The sequence below is a fragment of the Xanthomonas rydalmerensis genome (assembly GCF_033170385.1).
In the GTDB taxonomy this organism is placed as follows: Bacteria; Pseudomonadota; Gammaproteobacteria; order Xanthomonadales; family Xanthomonadaceae; genus Xanthomonas_A; species Xanthomonas_A rydalmerensis.
On the sequence record NZ_CP126170.1, the window covers coordinates 4,153,940 to 4,169,699 of the forward strand.

Sequence of the window (15,760 nt, forward strand, 5' to 3'; positions counted from 1 at the left end):
CGCGAAGCGCCGACGGTGCGAATCCCCAATCCCGAATCCCCAATCCCGGCTTCACAGCGTCTGCTCCAGGATGCGCCAGCACAGGCCGGCGAAATCCACGCCCAGCTGCGCCGCGGCCTTGGGTACCAGCGAATGGCTGGTCATGCCCGGGGCGGTGTTGACCTCGATCAGCTGCAGGCCGCGCACGCGGTCGCGCATCACGTCCACGCGGCCCCAGCCGCTGCAGCCGGCCGCGGCGAAGGCCTGCAGCGCGAGCTGGCGGATCCGGGTCTCGTCCTCACCCTCCATGCCTGGGCACAGGTATTGGGTGTCCTCGGCGATGTACTTGGCGTGGTAGTCGTACCAGTCGCCCGCGGGCACGATGCGGATCGACGGCAGCGCGACGTCGCCGAGGATGCCGACGGTGTATTCCTCGCCCTGCACCATCTGCTCCATCAGCAGTTCGCCGCGGTAGTCGGCAGCGAAGGCGCGCACCGGCGCCAGGTCGGCCTCGGACAGCACGCGGAACACGCCGACGCTGGACCCCTCGCAGGCCGGCTTGACGAACAGCGGATAGCCCAGCGCGGCGGCCGCCGCGGCCAGGTCGGCCTGGGCGTCGATGCGGGCGAAGCCCGGAGTCGGCAGGCCGGCGGCGATCCACACCTGCTTGGTGCGGATCTTGTCCAGGGTCAGCGCGCTGCCGAGCACGTCGGGGCCAGTGAACGGCACCTGCAACGCGCGCAGCAGACCCTGCAGCACGCCGTTCTCGCCGTCGCCGCCGTGCAGGATGTTGAATACGCGGTCGACCTCGCCGGAGCGGATGCGCTCCAGCAAGGCGGGAATGCCGTCCACCGGCTGCGCGTCGACGCCGCGGCTGCGCAGCGCCTCAAGCACGTTGGCGCCCGAGTTCAGCGACACCTCGCGCTCGCTGGAGCTGCCGCCAAGCAGCACGGCGACGCGGCCGAACGCGGCCGGGTCGGTGACGCGCGGCGGCGGCAGGGTCTGCGCGCTCATGCGTCCGCTCCGCCGGCGAAGCCGTGCTGGGCGATGTGCTGGGCGACGTAGCCGATGTCGCCCGCGCCCATCATCAGCAGCAGGTCGCCGTCCTGCAGCACGTCCGGCAGCACGCTGTCGAGTTCGCCGACCTGGCCGACCACCACCGGTTCGCTGCGGCCACGTGCGCGGATCGCACGGGCGAGCGAGCGCGCGTCTGCGCCCGGGATCGGTGCCTCGCCGGCTGGGTAGACCTCGCTGAGCACCAGCGCGTCCACTTCCGACAGAACCGCAGCGAAGGCATCGAACTGGTCGCGGGTGCGGCTGTAGCGATGCGGCTGGAACGCGACCACCAGGCGCTTGTCCGGCCAGCCGCCACGCGCGGCAGCGAACACCGCGGCCAGCTCGCGCGGATGATGGCCGTAGTCGTCGACCAGGCGCACGCGCGCGCCGGCGGCGGTGGTCACTTCGCCCAGGTCGTTGAAGCGGCGGCCGATGCCGGCGAAGCTCTGCAGCGCGCTGGCGATCGCCTCCGGCGCCACGCCCAGCTGCCAGCCGATGGCGGCGGCGGCGAGCGCGTTGAGCACGTTGTGGCGGCCCGGCAGCGCCAGGGTCACCGGGATGCTGCTGCCTTCCGGCAGGCGCAGGGTGAAGCGCATGCGCGGGCCGTCCTGGACCACGTCCTCGGCGCGCACGTCGGCGTTCTCGCTGAGGCCGTAGCTCATCACGTGGCGCGGGGTCTTCCCCGCCAGCGCGGCCACTTCCGGATCGTCGATGCACAGCACCGCCAGGCCGTAGAACGGCAGGCGCTGCAGGAACTCGGCGAACGCGGCCTGGACCCGGGCGAAGTCGTTGCCGTAGTTCTCCAGGTGGTCGGCATCGATGTTGGTGATGACCGAGATCAGCGGGTTCAGGCGCAGGAAGCTGCCGTCGCTCTCGTCGGCCTCGGCCACCAGCCACTGGCCGCCGCCGAGCTTGGCGTTGGCGCCGGCGGCGAGCAGTTGCCCGCCGATCACGAAGGTCGGGTCCAGCCCGCCTTCGCTGAGCACCGCCGCGGCCAGGCTCGTGGTGGTGGTCTTGCCGTGGGTGCCGGCCACCGCGATGCCGCGGCGGAAGCGCATCAGCTCGGCCAGCATCGCCGCGCGCGGCATGATCGGAATGCGCTGGCTGCGCGCTTCCATCAGTTCCGGGTTGTCTTCGCGGATCGCACTGGACACCACCACGCAGTCGGTGCCGAGCACGTTGGCGGCCGAGTGCCCGCGCATCACCCGCGCGCCGAGCTTGACCAGGCGCCGGGTGGCCGCGTTGTCGGCGTTGTCCGAACCGGAGACCTCATAGCCCAGGGTCAGCATGACCTCGGCGATGCCGCTCATGCCGGTGCCGCCGATGCCGACGAAGTGCACGCGCGGGAACGCGCGGACCAGATCGCCGGTGTCGTGGAGACGGCGGATCATTGGGCACCTCCGGTGGAGGTGCCGGGATTCGGCATTGGGGATTGGAGATTCGCGTCGCCGGCGGCCGATGGCCGCAGCGCCGCACGTTGTACGGGTGTCTGCATGGTGTCCTGCTTGTGCTCCTGCTTTTTACCAATCCCCAATCCCGAATCCCGACTCCCGGCTTCTTCCAACACGATGTCCGCGATGCGTTCGGCCGCATCCGGCTTGGCCAGCTGGCGTGCGGCCTCGGCCATGGCCAGGCGCTGTGCGGGCTGTGCCAGCAGGTCGCGCAGCACGCGCTGCAGGTGACCGGCCAGGGCGTCGTCCTGTTTCAGCAGCACGGCCGCGCCGCGCTCGACCAGGTATTCAGCGTTGCGGGTCTGGTGGTCGTCGACGGCGGCGGCGAACGGCACCAGCACGCTGCCGATGCCGACCGCGCACAGTTCGGCCAGGGTCGAGGCGCCGGCGCGACACACCACCAGGTCGGCCCAGGCGTAGGCGCCGGCCATGTCGCCGATGAAGGCTTCGACGCTGGCGGCCACGCCGGCATCGGCATAGGCGCGCGCGGCTTCCTCGCGCAGCGCTTCGCCGCACTGGTGGCGCACCTCGACGGCCACGCCGAGCGCGGCCAGCGCCTGCGGCAGCGCCTGGTTGAGCACGCGTGCGCCCTGGCTGCCGCCCAGCACCAGCAGCCGCGGCGCGCCGTGGCGACCGGCCAGGCGCTGCGCCGGCGGCGCCAGCGCGGCGATCTCGGCGCGCACCGGGTTGCCCACCGCTTCCTCGCGGGTGGCGAAGCTGCCGGGGAAGCCGGTCAGCACGCGCCGTGCGACCCGTGCCAGCACCTTGTTGGTCAGGCCCGGCGCGCGGTTCTGTTCGTGCACCAGCAGCGGCAGCTTGAGCAGCCGCGCGGCCAGGCCGCCGGGACCGGCAGCGAAGCCGCCGAAGCTGATCACCGCGCGCGGCGCACGCCGGCGCAGCACGAAGCCGGCGGCGCGCACGGCGCGCATCACCCGCACCGGCGCGCCGAACAGGGCCAGCGCGCCCTTGCCACGCAGGCCGCCGATCTCGATGGTGTCCAGCTCGATGCCGTGCTCCGGCACCAGCCGCGTTTCCATGCGCCCGGCCGCGCCCAACCACACCACCGGCACGCCGCGCGCGCGCAGCACCTTGGCCACGGCCAGCGCGGGGAAGATGTGCCCACCGGTGCCGCCGGCGAGGATCATTACCGGACGATCGCCCTGCACCGCGCTCATCCCAGCCTCCCGAAGGTGGGCTCGACGCGCGGCTGCATGCGGCTGGTGCCGCGCCCCGGGGCGCCGCCCTGGATCGCCGCGGCGACCGCGCTGGCGCTGGCCTCGCGCGCGGCGTGCAGGTCCTCGGCGTTGTCGACGGTCTGCTTGACCGGCATCGCCGCATCGCTGCGCACCAGCGCCACCTGGCGCTCGGCGCGGTTGAGTTCGTAGGACACGCGCAGCAGCAGGCCCATCGCCACGCAGGTCATCAGCACGCTGGAACCGCCGGCGGAGATCAGCGGCAGGGTCAGGCCCTTGGTCGGCAGGATGCCCAGGTTCACGCCGACCGAGACGAAGCTCTGCAGGCTGATCCACAGACCGATGCCGAAGGCGATGTAGCCGGAGAAGTGGCGCTTCATCTCCACGCAGCGCATGCCCAGCCAGAACGCACGGCCGACCAGCAGCGCGTACAGCGAGATGATCAGGCACACGCCGACGAAGCCCAGCTCCTCGGCGATGACCGAGAAGATGAAGTCGGTGTGCGCTTCCGGCAGGTAGTTGAGCTTCTGCACCGAGCCGCCCAGGCCGACCCCGAACAGTTCGCCGCGGCCCACCGCCATCAGTGCGTTGGACAGCTGGTAGCCGGAGCCGAGCTGATCGGCCCAGGGATCGAGGAAGGAGGTGATGCGGCGCAGGCGATACGGCTCGAGGATCGCGATGAAGGCGAACACCGGCAGGCCGATCACGATCGGCATCGACATGCGCGGCAGGTTCACCCCGCCCAGCACCAGCATGCCGGCGGTGATCGCCAGCAGCAGCGTGGACGAGCCGAAGTCCGGCTGCAGCAGCAACAGGCCGACCAGCGCCACCGCCACGCCCAGCGGCTTGAGCATCGCCGGCCAGGTCGCGTTGACCTCGTCGCGGAAGCGCACCAGGTAGCTGGACAGCCACACGATGTACAGCACCTTCACCGCTTCCACGGTCTGGAAGCGCGAGATGCCCAGGTTGATCCAGCGCCGCGCACCGTTGACGGTGCTGCCCAGGCCGGGCACGAACACCACCAGCAGCAGGCCGAAGCAGGCCAGCAGCAGCAACTGGTTGTACTGCTCGATGTTCTTCAGCTCGGTGCGCATCGCCCAGATCGCCAGGCCGACGCCGCCGGCCAGGAACAGCAGGTGGCGGCTCAGGTAATAGAACGGGCTGGTGGTCAGCTCGATCGAGCTGGAGCCGACCATGACCACGCCCAGCGACGCCAGCGCCACCGCGGCGCCGAGCAGCCACGGGTCGTAGCGGCCACCGATGGCCTCCAGGCGGGTCGCTTGGCGGGCGGTGTCGTTCATCAGCGTACCTTCAACGTGGCGAGGCCGACCAGCACCAGCACCACCGAAATGATCCAGAAGCGCACGATCACCCGCGGCTCCGGCCAACCCTTCAGTTCGAAGTGGTGGTGGATCGGGGCCATGCGGAACACGCGCTTGCCGGTGAGCTTGAATGAGGCGACCTGGATCATCACCGACAGGGTCTCGATGACGAACACGCCGCCCATGATCACCAGCACCAGTTCCTGGCGCACGATCACCGCGATGGTGCCCAGCACCGCGCCCAGCGCCAGCGCGCCGATGTCGCCCATGAACACCATCGCCGGGTAGGTGTTGAACCACAAGAAGCCCAGGCCCGCTCCGGCGATCGCCGCGCAGATGATGATCAACTCGCCGGCACCGGGAATGGTCGGGATCTTCAGGTAGGCGGAGAACACCGCGTTGCCCGAGGCGTAGGCGAACACGCCCAGCGCGCAGGCCACCAGCACCGTCGGCATGATCGCCAGGCCGTCCAGGCCGTCGGTCAGGTTGACCGCGTTGGAGAAGCCGACGATCCAGAAGTAGGCGATGGCGACGAAGCTGATCCCGGCCAGCGGCAGCGCGATCGACTTGAACATCGGGATGTAGAAGGTGATCGCCGCCGGCACGTCGGCGGTGTAGTACAGGAACAGGCCGGCGGCCAGGCCGAAGATCGACTGCAGCAGGTACTTCCAGCGCGACTTCAGGCCGTTCGGGTCGCGGCGCACGATCTTGATCCAGTCGTCGTACCAGCCGATCACGCCGAACGCCAGCATCACCGCCAGCACCAGCCACACGTAGCGGTTGCGCAGGTCGCCCCACAGCAGCACCGACAGCAGCACGGTGAGCAGGATCAGCGAGCCGCCCATGGTCGGGGTGCCGGCCTTGGAGAAATGGGTCTGCGGGCCGTCCTGGCGGATCGGCTGGCCGCCCTTGAACTGCGCCAGCTTGCGGATCACCGCCGGGCCCAGCCACAGCGACAGGAACAGCGAGGTCAGCGCCGCGAGGATGCCGCGGAAGGTCAGATAGCCGAACAGCCCGAACATGCTTTCGAGCTGCTGCAGCCAGCGGGCGAGTTCAAGCAGCATGCGGCGCCTCCTGTGCCTGGTTCAGCAGCGCGCGCACGACGGTATCCATGGCGCTGCCGCGCGAGCCCTTGACGAGGAGCGTGGCCGGGACCCGGGACCCGGGTCCCAGGTCCCGCGAAGGCGCGCCAACGGACGGCGCGCCGGTGTTCTCATGCATGTGCTTCACTTCCTGCTCTTGATCCTGCTGTTCCCGGGTCCCGGCCACGGCCGCCAGATCGCGCTGCAGCGCTTCGATCAGCGCCGCATGGCTGTCGAACACACGGCCGTTCTCGCCGAACGCCTGTGCGGCGTGGGCGCTGAGCGGGCCGAGCGCGTACAGCCGGGTCAGCCCGGCATCGCGCGCGCGGCGCCCGCCACTGGCATGCAGCGCCTCGGCGCCGGCGCCGAGTTCGCGCATGTCGCCCAGCACCAGCCAACGCTCGCCGCCGGCCGCGGCCAGGGCGTCGATCGCCGCGGCCAGCGAGCCGGGGTTGGCGTTGTAGCTGTCGTCGATCAACACCGCGCCATTGGGCAGCGTGTGGGTGATCTGCCGACCCGGCACCGGCTGCACCTGCGCCAGGCCGGCGGCGATGCGCGCCGGCGCCACGTCCAGCGCCAGCGCCAACGCGGCGGCGGCCAGCGCGTTCTGCAGGTTGTGCCGGCCCGGCAGCGGCAGCGTCGCCTCGACGTCGCCGCGCGGGGTGGTCAGCACGAACTGGGTGCGGTCGGCGGCCATGCGGATCTGCGCGGCACCGACCTCGGCGCCCGGCTGCAGGCCGAAGCGCAGCACCTGCGGCCGCGCCTCGCCCATCGGCAGGCGCTGCTCGAACCACAGGCCGAACGCGTCGTCGGCATTGACCACCGCGGTGCCGTCGGCCCGCAGCGCGGTGTAGATCGCGCCCTTGGTCTGCGCCACGCCGAGCAGGCTGCCCATGCGCTCGAGGTGCGCGGCGGCGATGTTGTTGACCAGCGACACCTGCGGCGGCGCGATGTCGGCGAGGTAGGCGATGTCGCCCGGCTTGCCGGCGCCCATCTCGTAGATCGCGTAGTCGGCGTCGTCCGGCGCCTCGATCACCGCCAGCGGCAGGCCGATCTCGTTGTTGCGGTTGCCGGGGTTGGCATAGACGCTGCCGCCGTCGATGCGGCAGGCGTGCTGCAGGATCGCCAGCAGCAGCGCCTTGACGCTGGTCTTGCCGTTGCTGCCGGTGATCGCGGCCACCCGGGTGGCGCGGCCGCGCTGCATGCCGGCGGCGATCCGCGCCAGCGCCAGTTGGGTATCGGCGGCGACGATCTGCGGCAGTTCGATCTGCGGCTGCACGCGCTCCACCAGCAGCGCGCTGGCGCCGCGCGCGGCGGCGTCGGCGGCGAAGGCGTGGCCGTCGAAACGCTCGCCGCGCAGCGCCACGTACAGGCTGCCGGCAGCCAGGCTGCGGGTGTCGTGGCTGATCGCATCGATCGCCACGTCGTCGCCATGCAGTTCGGCGCCGGCCCAGTGCGCGATCATCGACAACGGCAGGCGCTTCATCGGGCCGCCTCCGTCGCATGCGCGCGCAGGGCCTGCGCGGCGACCTCGGTGTCGTCGAACGGATGGCGCACGCCGGCGATCTCCTGGTAGGGCTCGTGGCCCTTGCCGGCGATCAGCACGATGTCCTCGGCGCCGGCGTCGGCGACCGCCATGGCGATCGCCTGCGCACGGTCGCGCTGCACCTGCACCGCCTGCATGCCGTCGAAGCCGGCCAGGATGTCGGCGACGATGCGGTCGCCGTCCTCGCCACGCGGGTTGTCGTCGGTGACCACCACGCGCTCGGCCAGGCGCTGCGCGATCGCCGCCATCTGCGGGCGCTTGCCGGTATCGCGCTCGCCGCCGCAACCGAACACGCAGGTGATGCGGCCCTGCACGTGCGCGCGCAGGCTCTGCAACGCCTGTTCCAGCGCGTCGGGGGTGTGCGCGTAGTCGACCACCACCAGCGGCTGCGCGCCATCGCCGCCCAGCCGGTTCATGCGCCCGCGGATCGGCTGCAACTGCGCCAGGGTGGCGGCGATGCGCACCGGCGCCACGTCCAGCGCGTGCAGCGCGCCGGCCACGGCCAGCAGGTTGTCGACATTGAAGCGGCCCAGCAACGGCGACTGCAGCGGATGCCGCTCTTCGCCGATCGCCAGGGTGAAGCCGATGCCGCGCGCGTCCAGGCGCAGCGCCTCTGCGCGCACCTCGGCACCGTCCTGGCCGCGCGAGCTGACCGCGATGCGGCGCAGCGCCGGATCCAGTTTTTCCAGCAACGCGCGGCCGAACGCATCGTCCAGGTTGATCACCGCCGACTTCAGCCCCGGCGTGGCGAACAGGCGCGCCTTGGCCGCGCCGTAGCCCGCCATGTCGCCGTGGTAGTCGAGATGGTCGCGGGTGAGATTGGTGAACACCGCCACGTCGAAATGCACCGCGTCCACGCGGCCCTGGTCGAGCGCGTGCGAGCTGACTTCCATCGCCACCGCCTGCGCGCCGGCGTCGCGCAGCTGCGCCAGCAGCGCGTGCAGCGGCAGCACCAGCGGCGTGGTGAAACCGGTCGGCTGCACCTGTCCGTACAGGCCGGCGCCGAGCGTGCCGATGCTGCCGCTGCGCGTGCCCAGCAGATGCCAGGCCTGCGCCAGCAGTTGCACGGTGGAGGTCTTGCCGTTGGTGCCGGTGACGCCGACCATGGTCATGGTCTGCGACGGATGGCCATGGAACTGATCGGCCATCGCGCCCATGCGCGCGCGTAGGCCCGGCACCGCGATCGCGTCGGCCGGCGCCGGCAGCTCGGCCGGGGCCGGCGGGTCGTACAGCACCGCGACGGCGCCGTTGGCGCGCGCCTGTTCGACGAAGCCCAGGCCGTGCGCGCCGAACCCGGCGATCGCCACGAAGGCATCGCCCGGGCGCACCGCGCGGCTGTCCATCACCAGCCCGGACACCTGCACGTCGTGCGGCAAAGCCACACCCGGCAACAGTTGCGACAGCGACATCGCGCGGGTCACTGGCGGGTCTCCTGCAGCGGCGCCGGCAACGCGGCCGGCGCCGGCGGCGCCACCGCGCGCGCGCTGGGCAGCGCGGCATCGACCTCGGCGGCGGCGTCGGGCACGGTCGCCGGATCCGGTTCAACCTGCGCCGGCGGCGGCGCGTGGCCGCTCTTGCCGGCGGCCTGCGCGGCCAGCCACGACTGGATGTCGTCCGGCGGCACGTCCATCAGCCGCAGCGCGCCTTCCATCACGTTGTGGAACACCGGCGCCGAGACCAGGCCGCCGTAGTACTTGGCGCCCTGCGGGTCGTTGATCACGATGACCGTGGCGAAACGCGGGTTGCTCGCCGGCACCAGGCCCGCGAACAGCGCGTTGTAGTGGCCGCGCTCGTAGCCGCCGGGGCCGGCCTTGCGCGCGGTGCCGGTCTTGCCGGCGACGTGGTAGCCCAGGATCGCCGCGCCCTTGGCGCCGCCCTGGGTGACCACGGTCTCCATCATCGCCACCACTTCCTTGGCGATCGCCGGGTCCAGCACCTGCTTGCTGTCCTCGTGCTGACCCTTGACGAAGGTCGGGGTCACCAGGCGGCCGCCGTTGCCCAGCGCGCAATAGGCGCGGGCGATCTGCAGCGGCGTCACCGACAGGCCGTAGCCGTAGGACATGGTGGTCTTGGACGAACCGCTCCAACGCGCCGGCGACGGGAACACGCCGGCCGATTCGCCGGGGAAGCCGCTGTGCGGGGAGCTGCCGTAGCCGTAGCTGTGGACCTGGTCGTAGAAGGTCTGGTCCGGCAGCTTGGCCGCGATCTTGGCCGCGCCGATGTTGGAGCTGCGGGTGATCACCCCGGTCACGGTCAGCACGCCGTTGTTGCGCGGCACGTCCTTGATGGTGAAGCGGCCCACGGCCATGTAGCCGGGGTTGGTGTCGATCAGCGTGTCCTTGGTCACCACCCCGGCCTTGAGCGCGGTGGAGATGGTCAGCGGCTTCATCGTCGAGCCCGGCTCGACCAGGTCGGTGACCGCGCGGTTGCGGCGCACGTCCGGGTTGACCCCGTTGACCGCATTGGGGTTGTAGGTCGGCAGGTTGACCATGGCCAGGATCTCGCCGGTGGCCACGTCCATGATCACGATCGAGCCGCCGGCGGCCTTGTTCTCGACCAGCGCGTTGCGCAGTTCCTTGTAGGCCAGGAACTGGATGCGGCGATCGATGCTCAGGGTCAGGTCCTTGCCCGGCTGCGCCGGCTTGACCAGGTCGATGCTCTCGACGATCGCGCCCTTGCGGTCGCGGATCACCCGCTTGGCGCCCGGCTTGCCGCGCAGCCAGGAATCGAATGCCAGCTCCAGCCCTTCCTGGCCGCGGTCGTCGATGTTGGTGAAGCCCAGCACGTGCGCCATCGCTTCGCCCTGCGGGTAGAAGCGGCGGAATTCGCGCTGCGAGAACACGCCGGGGATGCCCAGCGCGACCACCGCATGCGCCTTGTCCGGGTTGATCCGGCGCTTGAGGTACATGAACTCCTTGTCCGCCTTCTGCGACAGCTTGGCGGTCAACTCGTCGACCGGCAGCTCCAGCGCCTGCGCCAGCTGCGGGATGCGGTCCGGGCTGCGCAGCAGTTCCTGCGGATTGACCCAGATCGACTCCACCGGCGTGGACACCGCCAGCGGCTCGCCGTTGCGGTCAGTGATCATGCCGCGCGAGGTGGCGATCGGCAGTTCGCGCAGATAGCGCGCCTCGCCCTGCCGTTGGTAGAAGTCGCTGTTGATCAGCTGCACGTAGGCCGCACGGCCGATCAGGGTCACCGAGCACAGGCCCAGCGCCGCGCCGACCAGCACCAGGCGGCCACGCAGGTTGAAGTTGCTGCGGGTGCGGTTGCGTCCGCTCTTGCTCACGGGCGCACCACCACGATGTCGCCGGTCTCGGGGAACTTCATTCCCAGCCGCTCGCGCGCGACCTGGTCGACGCGATTGCTCTCGGCCCAGGTCGCCTGCTCCAGCTGCAACCGGCCGAACTCGATGTTCAGCTCGTCGCGGTTGTGCTCCAGCCGCGACAGCTCCACGAACAACTGGCGATGGCGATGGCGCATGTACACGACGCCGATCGCCGAGGCGATGGTGCAGGCGAGCAGCACGATCAGCAGCAACCGGCTCATGGGGCGTCTCCGTGCGGAGACGCCGGGATTGGGGAGTGGGGATTGGAGATTGGGGAGGAGCGCTCGTCGAATCCCGAATCCCCACTCCCCAATCCCAGCTTCTCAGCCACCCGCAGCACCGCACTGCGCGCGCGCGGGTTCACCGCCAGTTCGTCGGCGTCGGCCTTGATCGCGCCGCCATGCAGGCGCAGGGTCGGCACGAACGTGCTGGCCTCGGGCAGGCGACGGTTGCTCGGCGGAGCCTTGGCGTGGCGCTGCATGAACTGCTTGACGATGCGGTCTTCCAGCGAGTGGAAGCTGATCACCGCCAGGCGGCCGCCGGGCTTGAGCCGGGCCAGCGCCGCGTCCAGGCCGGTCTCCAGATCGGCCAGTTCGCGGTTGATATGGATGCGGATGGCCTGGAAGCTGCGCGTGGCCGGGTGGGTCTTGCTGTCGCCGCGCGGCATCACGCTGGCGATCAATTCGGCCAACTCGGCGGTGCGGGTCAGCGGCTGCTTCTCGCGGCGGGCGACGATGGCGCGAGCGATGCGCCGGCTCTGCCGCTCTTCGCCGTAGGTCCACAGCACGTCGGCGATCTCGCGCTCCTCGGCGCGCGCCAGCCACTGCGCCGCGCTCTCGCCGGCCTCCGGGTCCATGCGCATGTCCAGCGGGCCGTCCTTGCCGAAGGAGAAGCCGCGTTCGGCCACGTCCAGCTGCGGCGAGGACACGCCCAGGTCGAACAGCACCCCGTCCAGGGCGGTGGCGGCGTCCCACTGGCCCAGCTCGGCGAAGCTGCCGCGATAGATGGACACGCGCGCGTCGCCGCCGAACGCATGTTCGGCTTCGGCGATCGCCTCGGGGTCCTTGTCCATCACCAGCAGCCGGCCTCCTGGGCCGAGTTTGTGCAGCACCCCGCGCGCGTGTCCGCCACGCCCGAACGTGCCATCCAGATAGATTCCGTTTTCGATCACCTGCAGCCCGTCCAGGACCTGCGCGAACAACACCGGCACATGCGCCGCCGATGGTTGCGACACCGGGAGGTGACCGGCCTGCGCCTGTCCGCGCATCCGGACACCCCGACTCACAACTTCAGATCGAGCAATCCATCGCCCAGATCCTCGTCAGACAATGTCTGCTGGATCAGTGCGCGATGAGCCTGCTCGCTCCACAGTTCGAACTTGTCGCCCATGCCCAACAGCACGGCGCGCTTTTCAATGCCCACCGCGGCGCGATGGCTCGGCGGAATGGTGATGCGGGCGTTGGCATCCAGCTCCAGCGCCGCCGACGAACCCACCAGCTTCTGCTGCAGGACCCGCACCACGCGCTGGGTGTTGGGCTTGGCCATGACGTCGTCACGGACCCGCTCCCACTCCTTCTCCGCATACAGCCACAGGCAGCCGGCCTCGAACGGGTTGTAGGTCAGCACCAGCCGATTGCCGCTCACGCGCGCGACGAGGTCGCGGTACGCGGTGGGAACCGCCATACGCCCCTTGTCGTCCACAGTGATTGCGGTCTCGCCCTGAAACACGACGCCTGCACCTTTCCGAATCCGCCTGGGCGGTCATTGAACCACGAAAAACCACAAAAAACCCGGTTTCCCCTCAAGTGCCCACCTTAGCAGCGCGCAACAGGTTGTCAACAACTTTGCGAGCGGCAAATCGCTAGCGGGATCAATGGTTTGCAGCAATCTTTAGAGACTTGTTCAAGGCTTATCCACAAGTTACTGTTTCGTCTCAAATTTTGAGATTGAACGGAAATTCAGGCCTGTGTACGGGGCGTTAAGGCCATCGTCACCGGCCGTCGACACGGCACATGGACTCGCACCCGGTTGCGCAAGCGCGCACACTGCGGCGCATGTGTCTGGTCGTTCTCGCGCACGCTGCGCACCCGCGATGGCGCTTGCTGCTGGTCGGCAACCGCGACGAATTCCACGCCCGCCCGACCGCGCCGCTGCAGCGCTGGCCGGCCCCGGCGCAACGCCTGCTGGCCGGGCGCGACCTGCGTTCCGGGGGTACCTGGGTGGGGCTGGACGAGGCCGGCCGCTGCGCCGTGGTCACCAATGTGCGCGACCCGCTGGCGTCGATGTCCGGCGCTTCGCGCGGCGCCCTGATCGCCGACTACCTGACTGGCGCGCAGCCGGCCGCCGCCTTCGCCGAGGCACTGGCGGCGCGCGCCGACGCCTATCCGCCGTTCAACCTGCTGCTGGCCGATGCCGCCGGCGCCGCCTACGTCGGCAACCACCCGCCCGGCCGCAGCGCCCTGGCGCCCGGCGTGCACGGCATGTCCAACGGCGCGCTGGACGCGCCCTGGCCGAAGACCCTGCGCCTGCGCACTGCCGTGACCGCCTGGATCGCGGCCGGCGACGACGACCTGGCGCCGCTGTGGCGGGCGCTGGCCGACGAGACCCTGGCCGACCCGGCCGACCTGCCCGACACCGGGGTCGGCCCGGAACTGGAGCGGCGGCTGTCGCCGGCCTTCATCCGCGGCCACGACTACGGCACCCGCGCCAGCACCATCGTCGCGGTGGACGCCGCCGGCCACGGCTGGATCCACGAGCGCCGGTTCGGCCCGGATGGGGTGTTCCTGGGGGAGACGCGGCTGGAGAACCGGGACTCGTGACCCGGGATTCGGGATTCGGGATTCGGGAAGCATGGGATGAGGCGCGAAATCGCTGTCAGCGACCTGATACAAAAAGCGGCGATTTTCGTGGGAGGAACTTCAGTCCCTCCCACAATGCAATCGCAACCGCCCTGCACTCGCGGAAAAATCCCGAATCCCGAATCCCGAATCCCGGGCTCCGGCTTAACATGCGACAATGCGCGCGGCGGAGTCGGCCAGACAGTCGCGTCATCCCCTCGCACTTCGGTGCGGCGGGATGCCGAGGAAAGTCCGGGCTCCATAGGGCAAGGTGCCAGGTAACGCCTGGGCGGCGCGAGCCGACGGACTAGTGCAACAGAAAGATACCGCCTACGTCTGCGCAAGCAGGCCGGTAAGGGTGAAATGGTGCGGTAAGAGCGCACCGCGAGTCCGGTAACGGACCGGCACGGCAAACCCCACCTGGAGCAAGACCAAATAGGGACCTCATGGCGCGGCCCGCGTCGGGTCCGGGTAGGTTGCTCGAGCGTACCGGTGACGGTGCGCCTAGAAGAATGACTGTCCACGACAGAACCCGGCTTATCGGCCGGCTCCGCCGCTTTTTTCTACGCCCCCTGCCCACCGCTGGCCGGGGACAGCCGCCCGGCCTGTCCAGACGGGCCACTATTGCGCTGCGCCAGTCACCATGGCGACGAATTCGGGGCCGGTCATGTTCCTGGTGGGTTCGGCGAACGAGTAGCTGGCCGACTTTTCGTCGATGAAGATTTGCGACGTCAACGCGAAGCCGGAAGGATCCTCGAAGAGGTGAACGGACAGCGCGTGGTGCGTCCCGTCCTTGGACCGCCACATCAGCGTACTGCCGCAGACCTTGCAGAAGCACCGCTCCCCCCATTCGGACGAGGCATACACGCCCACGTTCTCTGCGTTCTCGACCTCGACGTCGCGGCATTCCACCGCGAGGAATACGCCGCCGGACCAGCGACGGCACATCGAACAGTGACACGCCCCCATTTCGCGGGCGGAAAACGTCGCCTGCAGCCGAACGGCGCCGCAGAGACACGCGCCCTGCTCCTTCGCAACTGCTGTGCTCATGGTGTGCCCTTTCATCAAAGAAGCAGAAATGGAACGCCGCTACAGCCTGGCACGGGTGGTGCCGAACGCCCGGCCTACTGCCACGTCAGCCGCCGTACAAGGCCTTTCGCGAAGCACCGGTCAGTTCGGCGGCCAGCTTGGCGGCGGTGGACGGCGGCAGGTGCTCGCTGAGCTTGGCGTAGACGCGGCGGCCCTCGGCCAGTTGCGCGTCGGCGTCGTCGCCGGCGCCCTGCACCATCAGCACGAACTCGCCCTTGCGCTGGTTGTCGTCGGCCTCGACCCGGGCGTGCAGGTCGGCCAGGGTCCCGTCGAGCACGGTCTCGAACAGCTTGGTCAGTTCGCGCGCCAGCACCGCCGGGCGGGCATCCCCGAAAGCAGCGCGGCAGTCGGCCAGGGACTCGGCGATGCGGTGCGAGGCTTCGTAGAACACCAGGGTGCGCGGCTCGCCGGCCAGACGCAGCAGGCGCTCGCGGCGCGCCGAGGCCTTGGCCGGCAGGAAGCCCTCGAAGGCGAAGCGGTCGCTGGGCAGGCCGGCCACGCTGAGCGCGGCGATCACCGCACAGGCGCCGGGCACCGGACTGACCCGCACTCCGGCCGCGCGCGCCGCGCGCACCAGGCGGTAGCCGGGGTCGCTGACCAGCGGGGTGCCGGCGTCGCTGACCAGGGCCAGCGACTGGCCCTCCAGCAGGCGCGCGACGATGCGCTGGGACAGCGCCTCCTCGTTGTGTTCGTGCAGCGCCAGCAGCGGCCGCTCGATGCCGAAGTGGGCCAGCAACTGGCCGCTGCGGCGGGTGTCCTCGGCACAGATCGCCGCCACCGAGCGCAGCGTCTCCTGGGCGCGCGGCGTCAGGTCGGCGAGATTGCCGATCGGCGTGGCGACGACATGCAGGGTTCCGGGCTGGGCGCTCATCTACGGCTT

At 70.3% G+C, this 15,760-nt stretch carries 14 protein-coding genes and 1 other RNA gene; 2 read left to right on the plus strand and 13 right to left on the minus strand.

Annotation, left to right across the window (positions count from 1 at the left end; translation table 11 throughout):
• Positions 1-51: 51 nt before the first annotated feature.
• The 11 genes from QN245_RS17645 to QN245_RS17695 are packed head-to-tail and all read right to left on the minus strand — an operon-like array spanning position 52 to position 12,637.
• The gene (locus tag QN245_RS17645) at positions 52-993 is read right to left on the minus strand and encodes a D-alanine--D-alanine ligase (RefSeq protein WP_184644484.1); all 942 of its coding nucleotides are present in this window, start codon (positions 991-993) and stop codon (positions 52-54) included.
• On the minus strand, positions 990-2,426 hold the full coding sequence (murC, locus tag QN245_RS17650; RefSeq protein WP_184644486.1) for a UDP-N-acetylmuramate--L-alanine ligase: 1,437 nt from the start codon (positions 2,424-2,426) through the stop codon (positions 990-992). Before murC ends, QN245_RS17645 begins: the two co-directional genes overlap by 4 nt.
• Complete coding sequence (murG, locus tag QN245_RS17655) at positions 2,423-3,661, minus strand: undecaprenyldiphospho-muramoylpentapeptide beta-N-acetylglucosaminyltransferase (RefSeq protein ID WP_317843779.1); 1,239 nt, start codon at positions 3,659-3,661, stop codon at positions 2,423-2,425. Before murG ends, murC begins: the two co-directional genes overlap by 4 nt.
• Entirely contained in the window at positions 3,658-4,980 is a 1,323-nt protein-coding gene (ftsW, locus tag QN245_RS17660; RefSeq protein ID WP_167087284.1) for a putative lipid II flippase FtsW, read from the minus strand. The genes murG and ftsW overlap by 4 nt, the downstream gene beginning before the upstream one ends.
• Positions 4,980-6,065, minus strand: coding sequence for a phospho-N-acetylmuramoyl-pentapeptide-transferase (mraY, locus tag QN245_RS17665; protein WP_010344435.1), 1,086 nt, complete (start codon positions 6,063-6,065; stop codon positions 4,980-4,982). The genes ftsW and mraY overlap by 1 nt, the downstream gene beginning before the upstream one ends.
• Positions 6,055-7,569 (minus strand): UDP-N-acetylmuramoyl-tripeptide--D-alanyl-D-alanine ligase, encoded by a 1,515-nt coding sequence (locus tag QN245_RS17670; protein ID WP_317843780.1) that lies wholly within the window; start codon positions 7,567-7,569, stop codon positions 6,055-6,057. Before QN245_RS17670 ends, mraY begins: the two co-directional genes overlap by 11 nt.
• The gene (locus QN245_RS17675) at positions 7,566-9,038 is read right to left on the minus strand and encodes a UDP-N-acetylmuramoyl-L-alanyl-D-glutamate--2,6-diaminopimelate ligase (RefSeq protein WP_425612966.1); all 1,473 of its coding nucleotides are present in this window, start codon (positions 9,036-9,038) and stop codon (positions 7,566-7,568) included. The genes QN245_RS17670 and QN245_RS17675 overlap by 4 nt, the downstream gene beginning before the upstream one ends.
• Positions 9,039-9,046: 8 nt before the next feature.
• On the minus strand, positions 9,047-10,915 hold the full coding sequence (locus QN245_RS17680) for a peptidoglycan D,D-transpeptidase FtsI family protein (protein WP_317843782.1): 1,869 nt from the start codon (positions 10,913-10,915) through the stop codon (positions 9,047-9,049).
• Positions 10,912-11,175: a cell division protein FtsL gene (gene ftsL / locus QN245_RS17685; protein ID WP_009576670.1), complete on the minus strand. Its 264-nt coding sequence runs from the start codon at positions 11,173-11,175 to the stop codon at positions 10,912-10,914. The genes QN245_RS17680 and ftsL overlap by 4 nt, the downstream gene beginning before the upstream one ends.
• The gene (gene rsmH / locus QN245_RS17690) at positions 11,172-12,221 is read right to left on the minus strand and encodes a 16S rRNA (cytosine(1402)-N(4))-methyltransferase RsmH (RefSeq protein WP_317845393.1); all 1,050 of its coding nucleotides are present in this window, start codon (positions 12,219-12,221) and stop codon (positions 11,172-11,174) included. The genes ftsL and rsmH overlap by 4 nt, the downstream gene beginning before the upstream one ends.
• Before the next feature lie 14 nt (positions 12,222-12,235).
• Positions 12,236-12,637, minus strand: coding sequence for a division/cell wall cluster transcriptional repressor MraZ (locus QN245_RS17695; RefSeq protein WP_010344444.1), 402 nt, complete (start codon positions 12,635-12,637; stop codon positions 12,236-12,238).
• 371 nt (positions 12,638-13,008) lie between these two features.
• Between QN245_RS17695 and QN245_RS17700 the strand changes: the two genes are divergently transcribed.
• Positions 13,009-13,773: an NRDE family protein gene (locus tag QN245_RS17700; protein ID WP_317843783.1), complete on the plus strand. Its 765-nt coding sequence runs from the start codon at positions 13,009-13,011 to the stop codon at positions 13,771-13,773.
• A gap of 207 nt (positions 13,774-13,980) precedes the next feature.
• Positions 13,981-14,347: RNase P RNA component class A (gene rnpB, locus QN245_RS17705), an RNA gene on the plus strand.
• A 65-nt stretch (positions 14,348-14,412) separates the two neighbouring features.
• Here rnpB and QN245_RS17710 read toward each other — a convergent pair.
• Together QN245_RS17710 and rsmI are read right to left on the minus strand one after the other, a co-directional pair.
• A complete protein-coding gene (locus QN245_RS17710; protein ID WP_317843784.1) occupies positions 14,413-14,841 on the minus strand; it encodes a GFA family protein in 429 nt (142 codons plus the stop codon).
• Between the two features lie 85 nt (positions 14,842-14,926).
• On the minus strand, positions 14,927-15,751 hold the full coding sequence (gene rsmI, locus QN245_RS17715; protein ID WP_160966607.1) for a 16S rRNA (cytidine(1402)-2'-O)-methyltransferase: 825 nt from the start codon (positions 15,749-15,751) through the stop codon (positions 14,927-14,929).
• Positions 15,752-15,760: the final 9 nt, after the last annotated feature.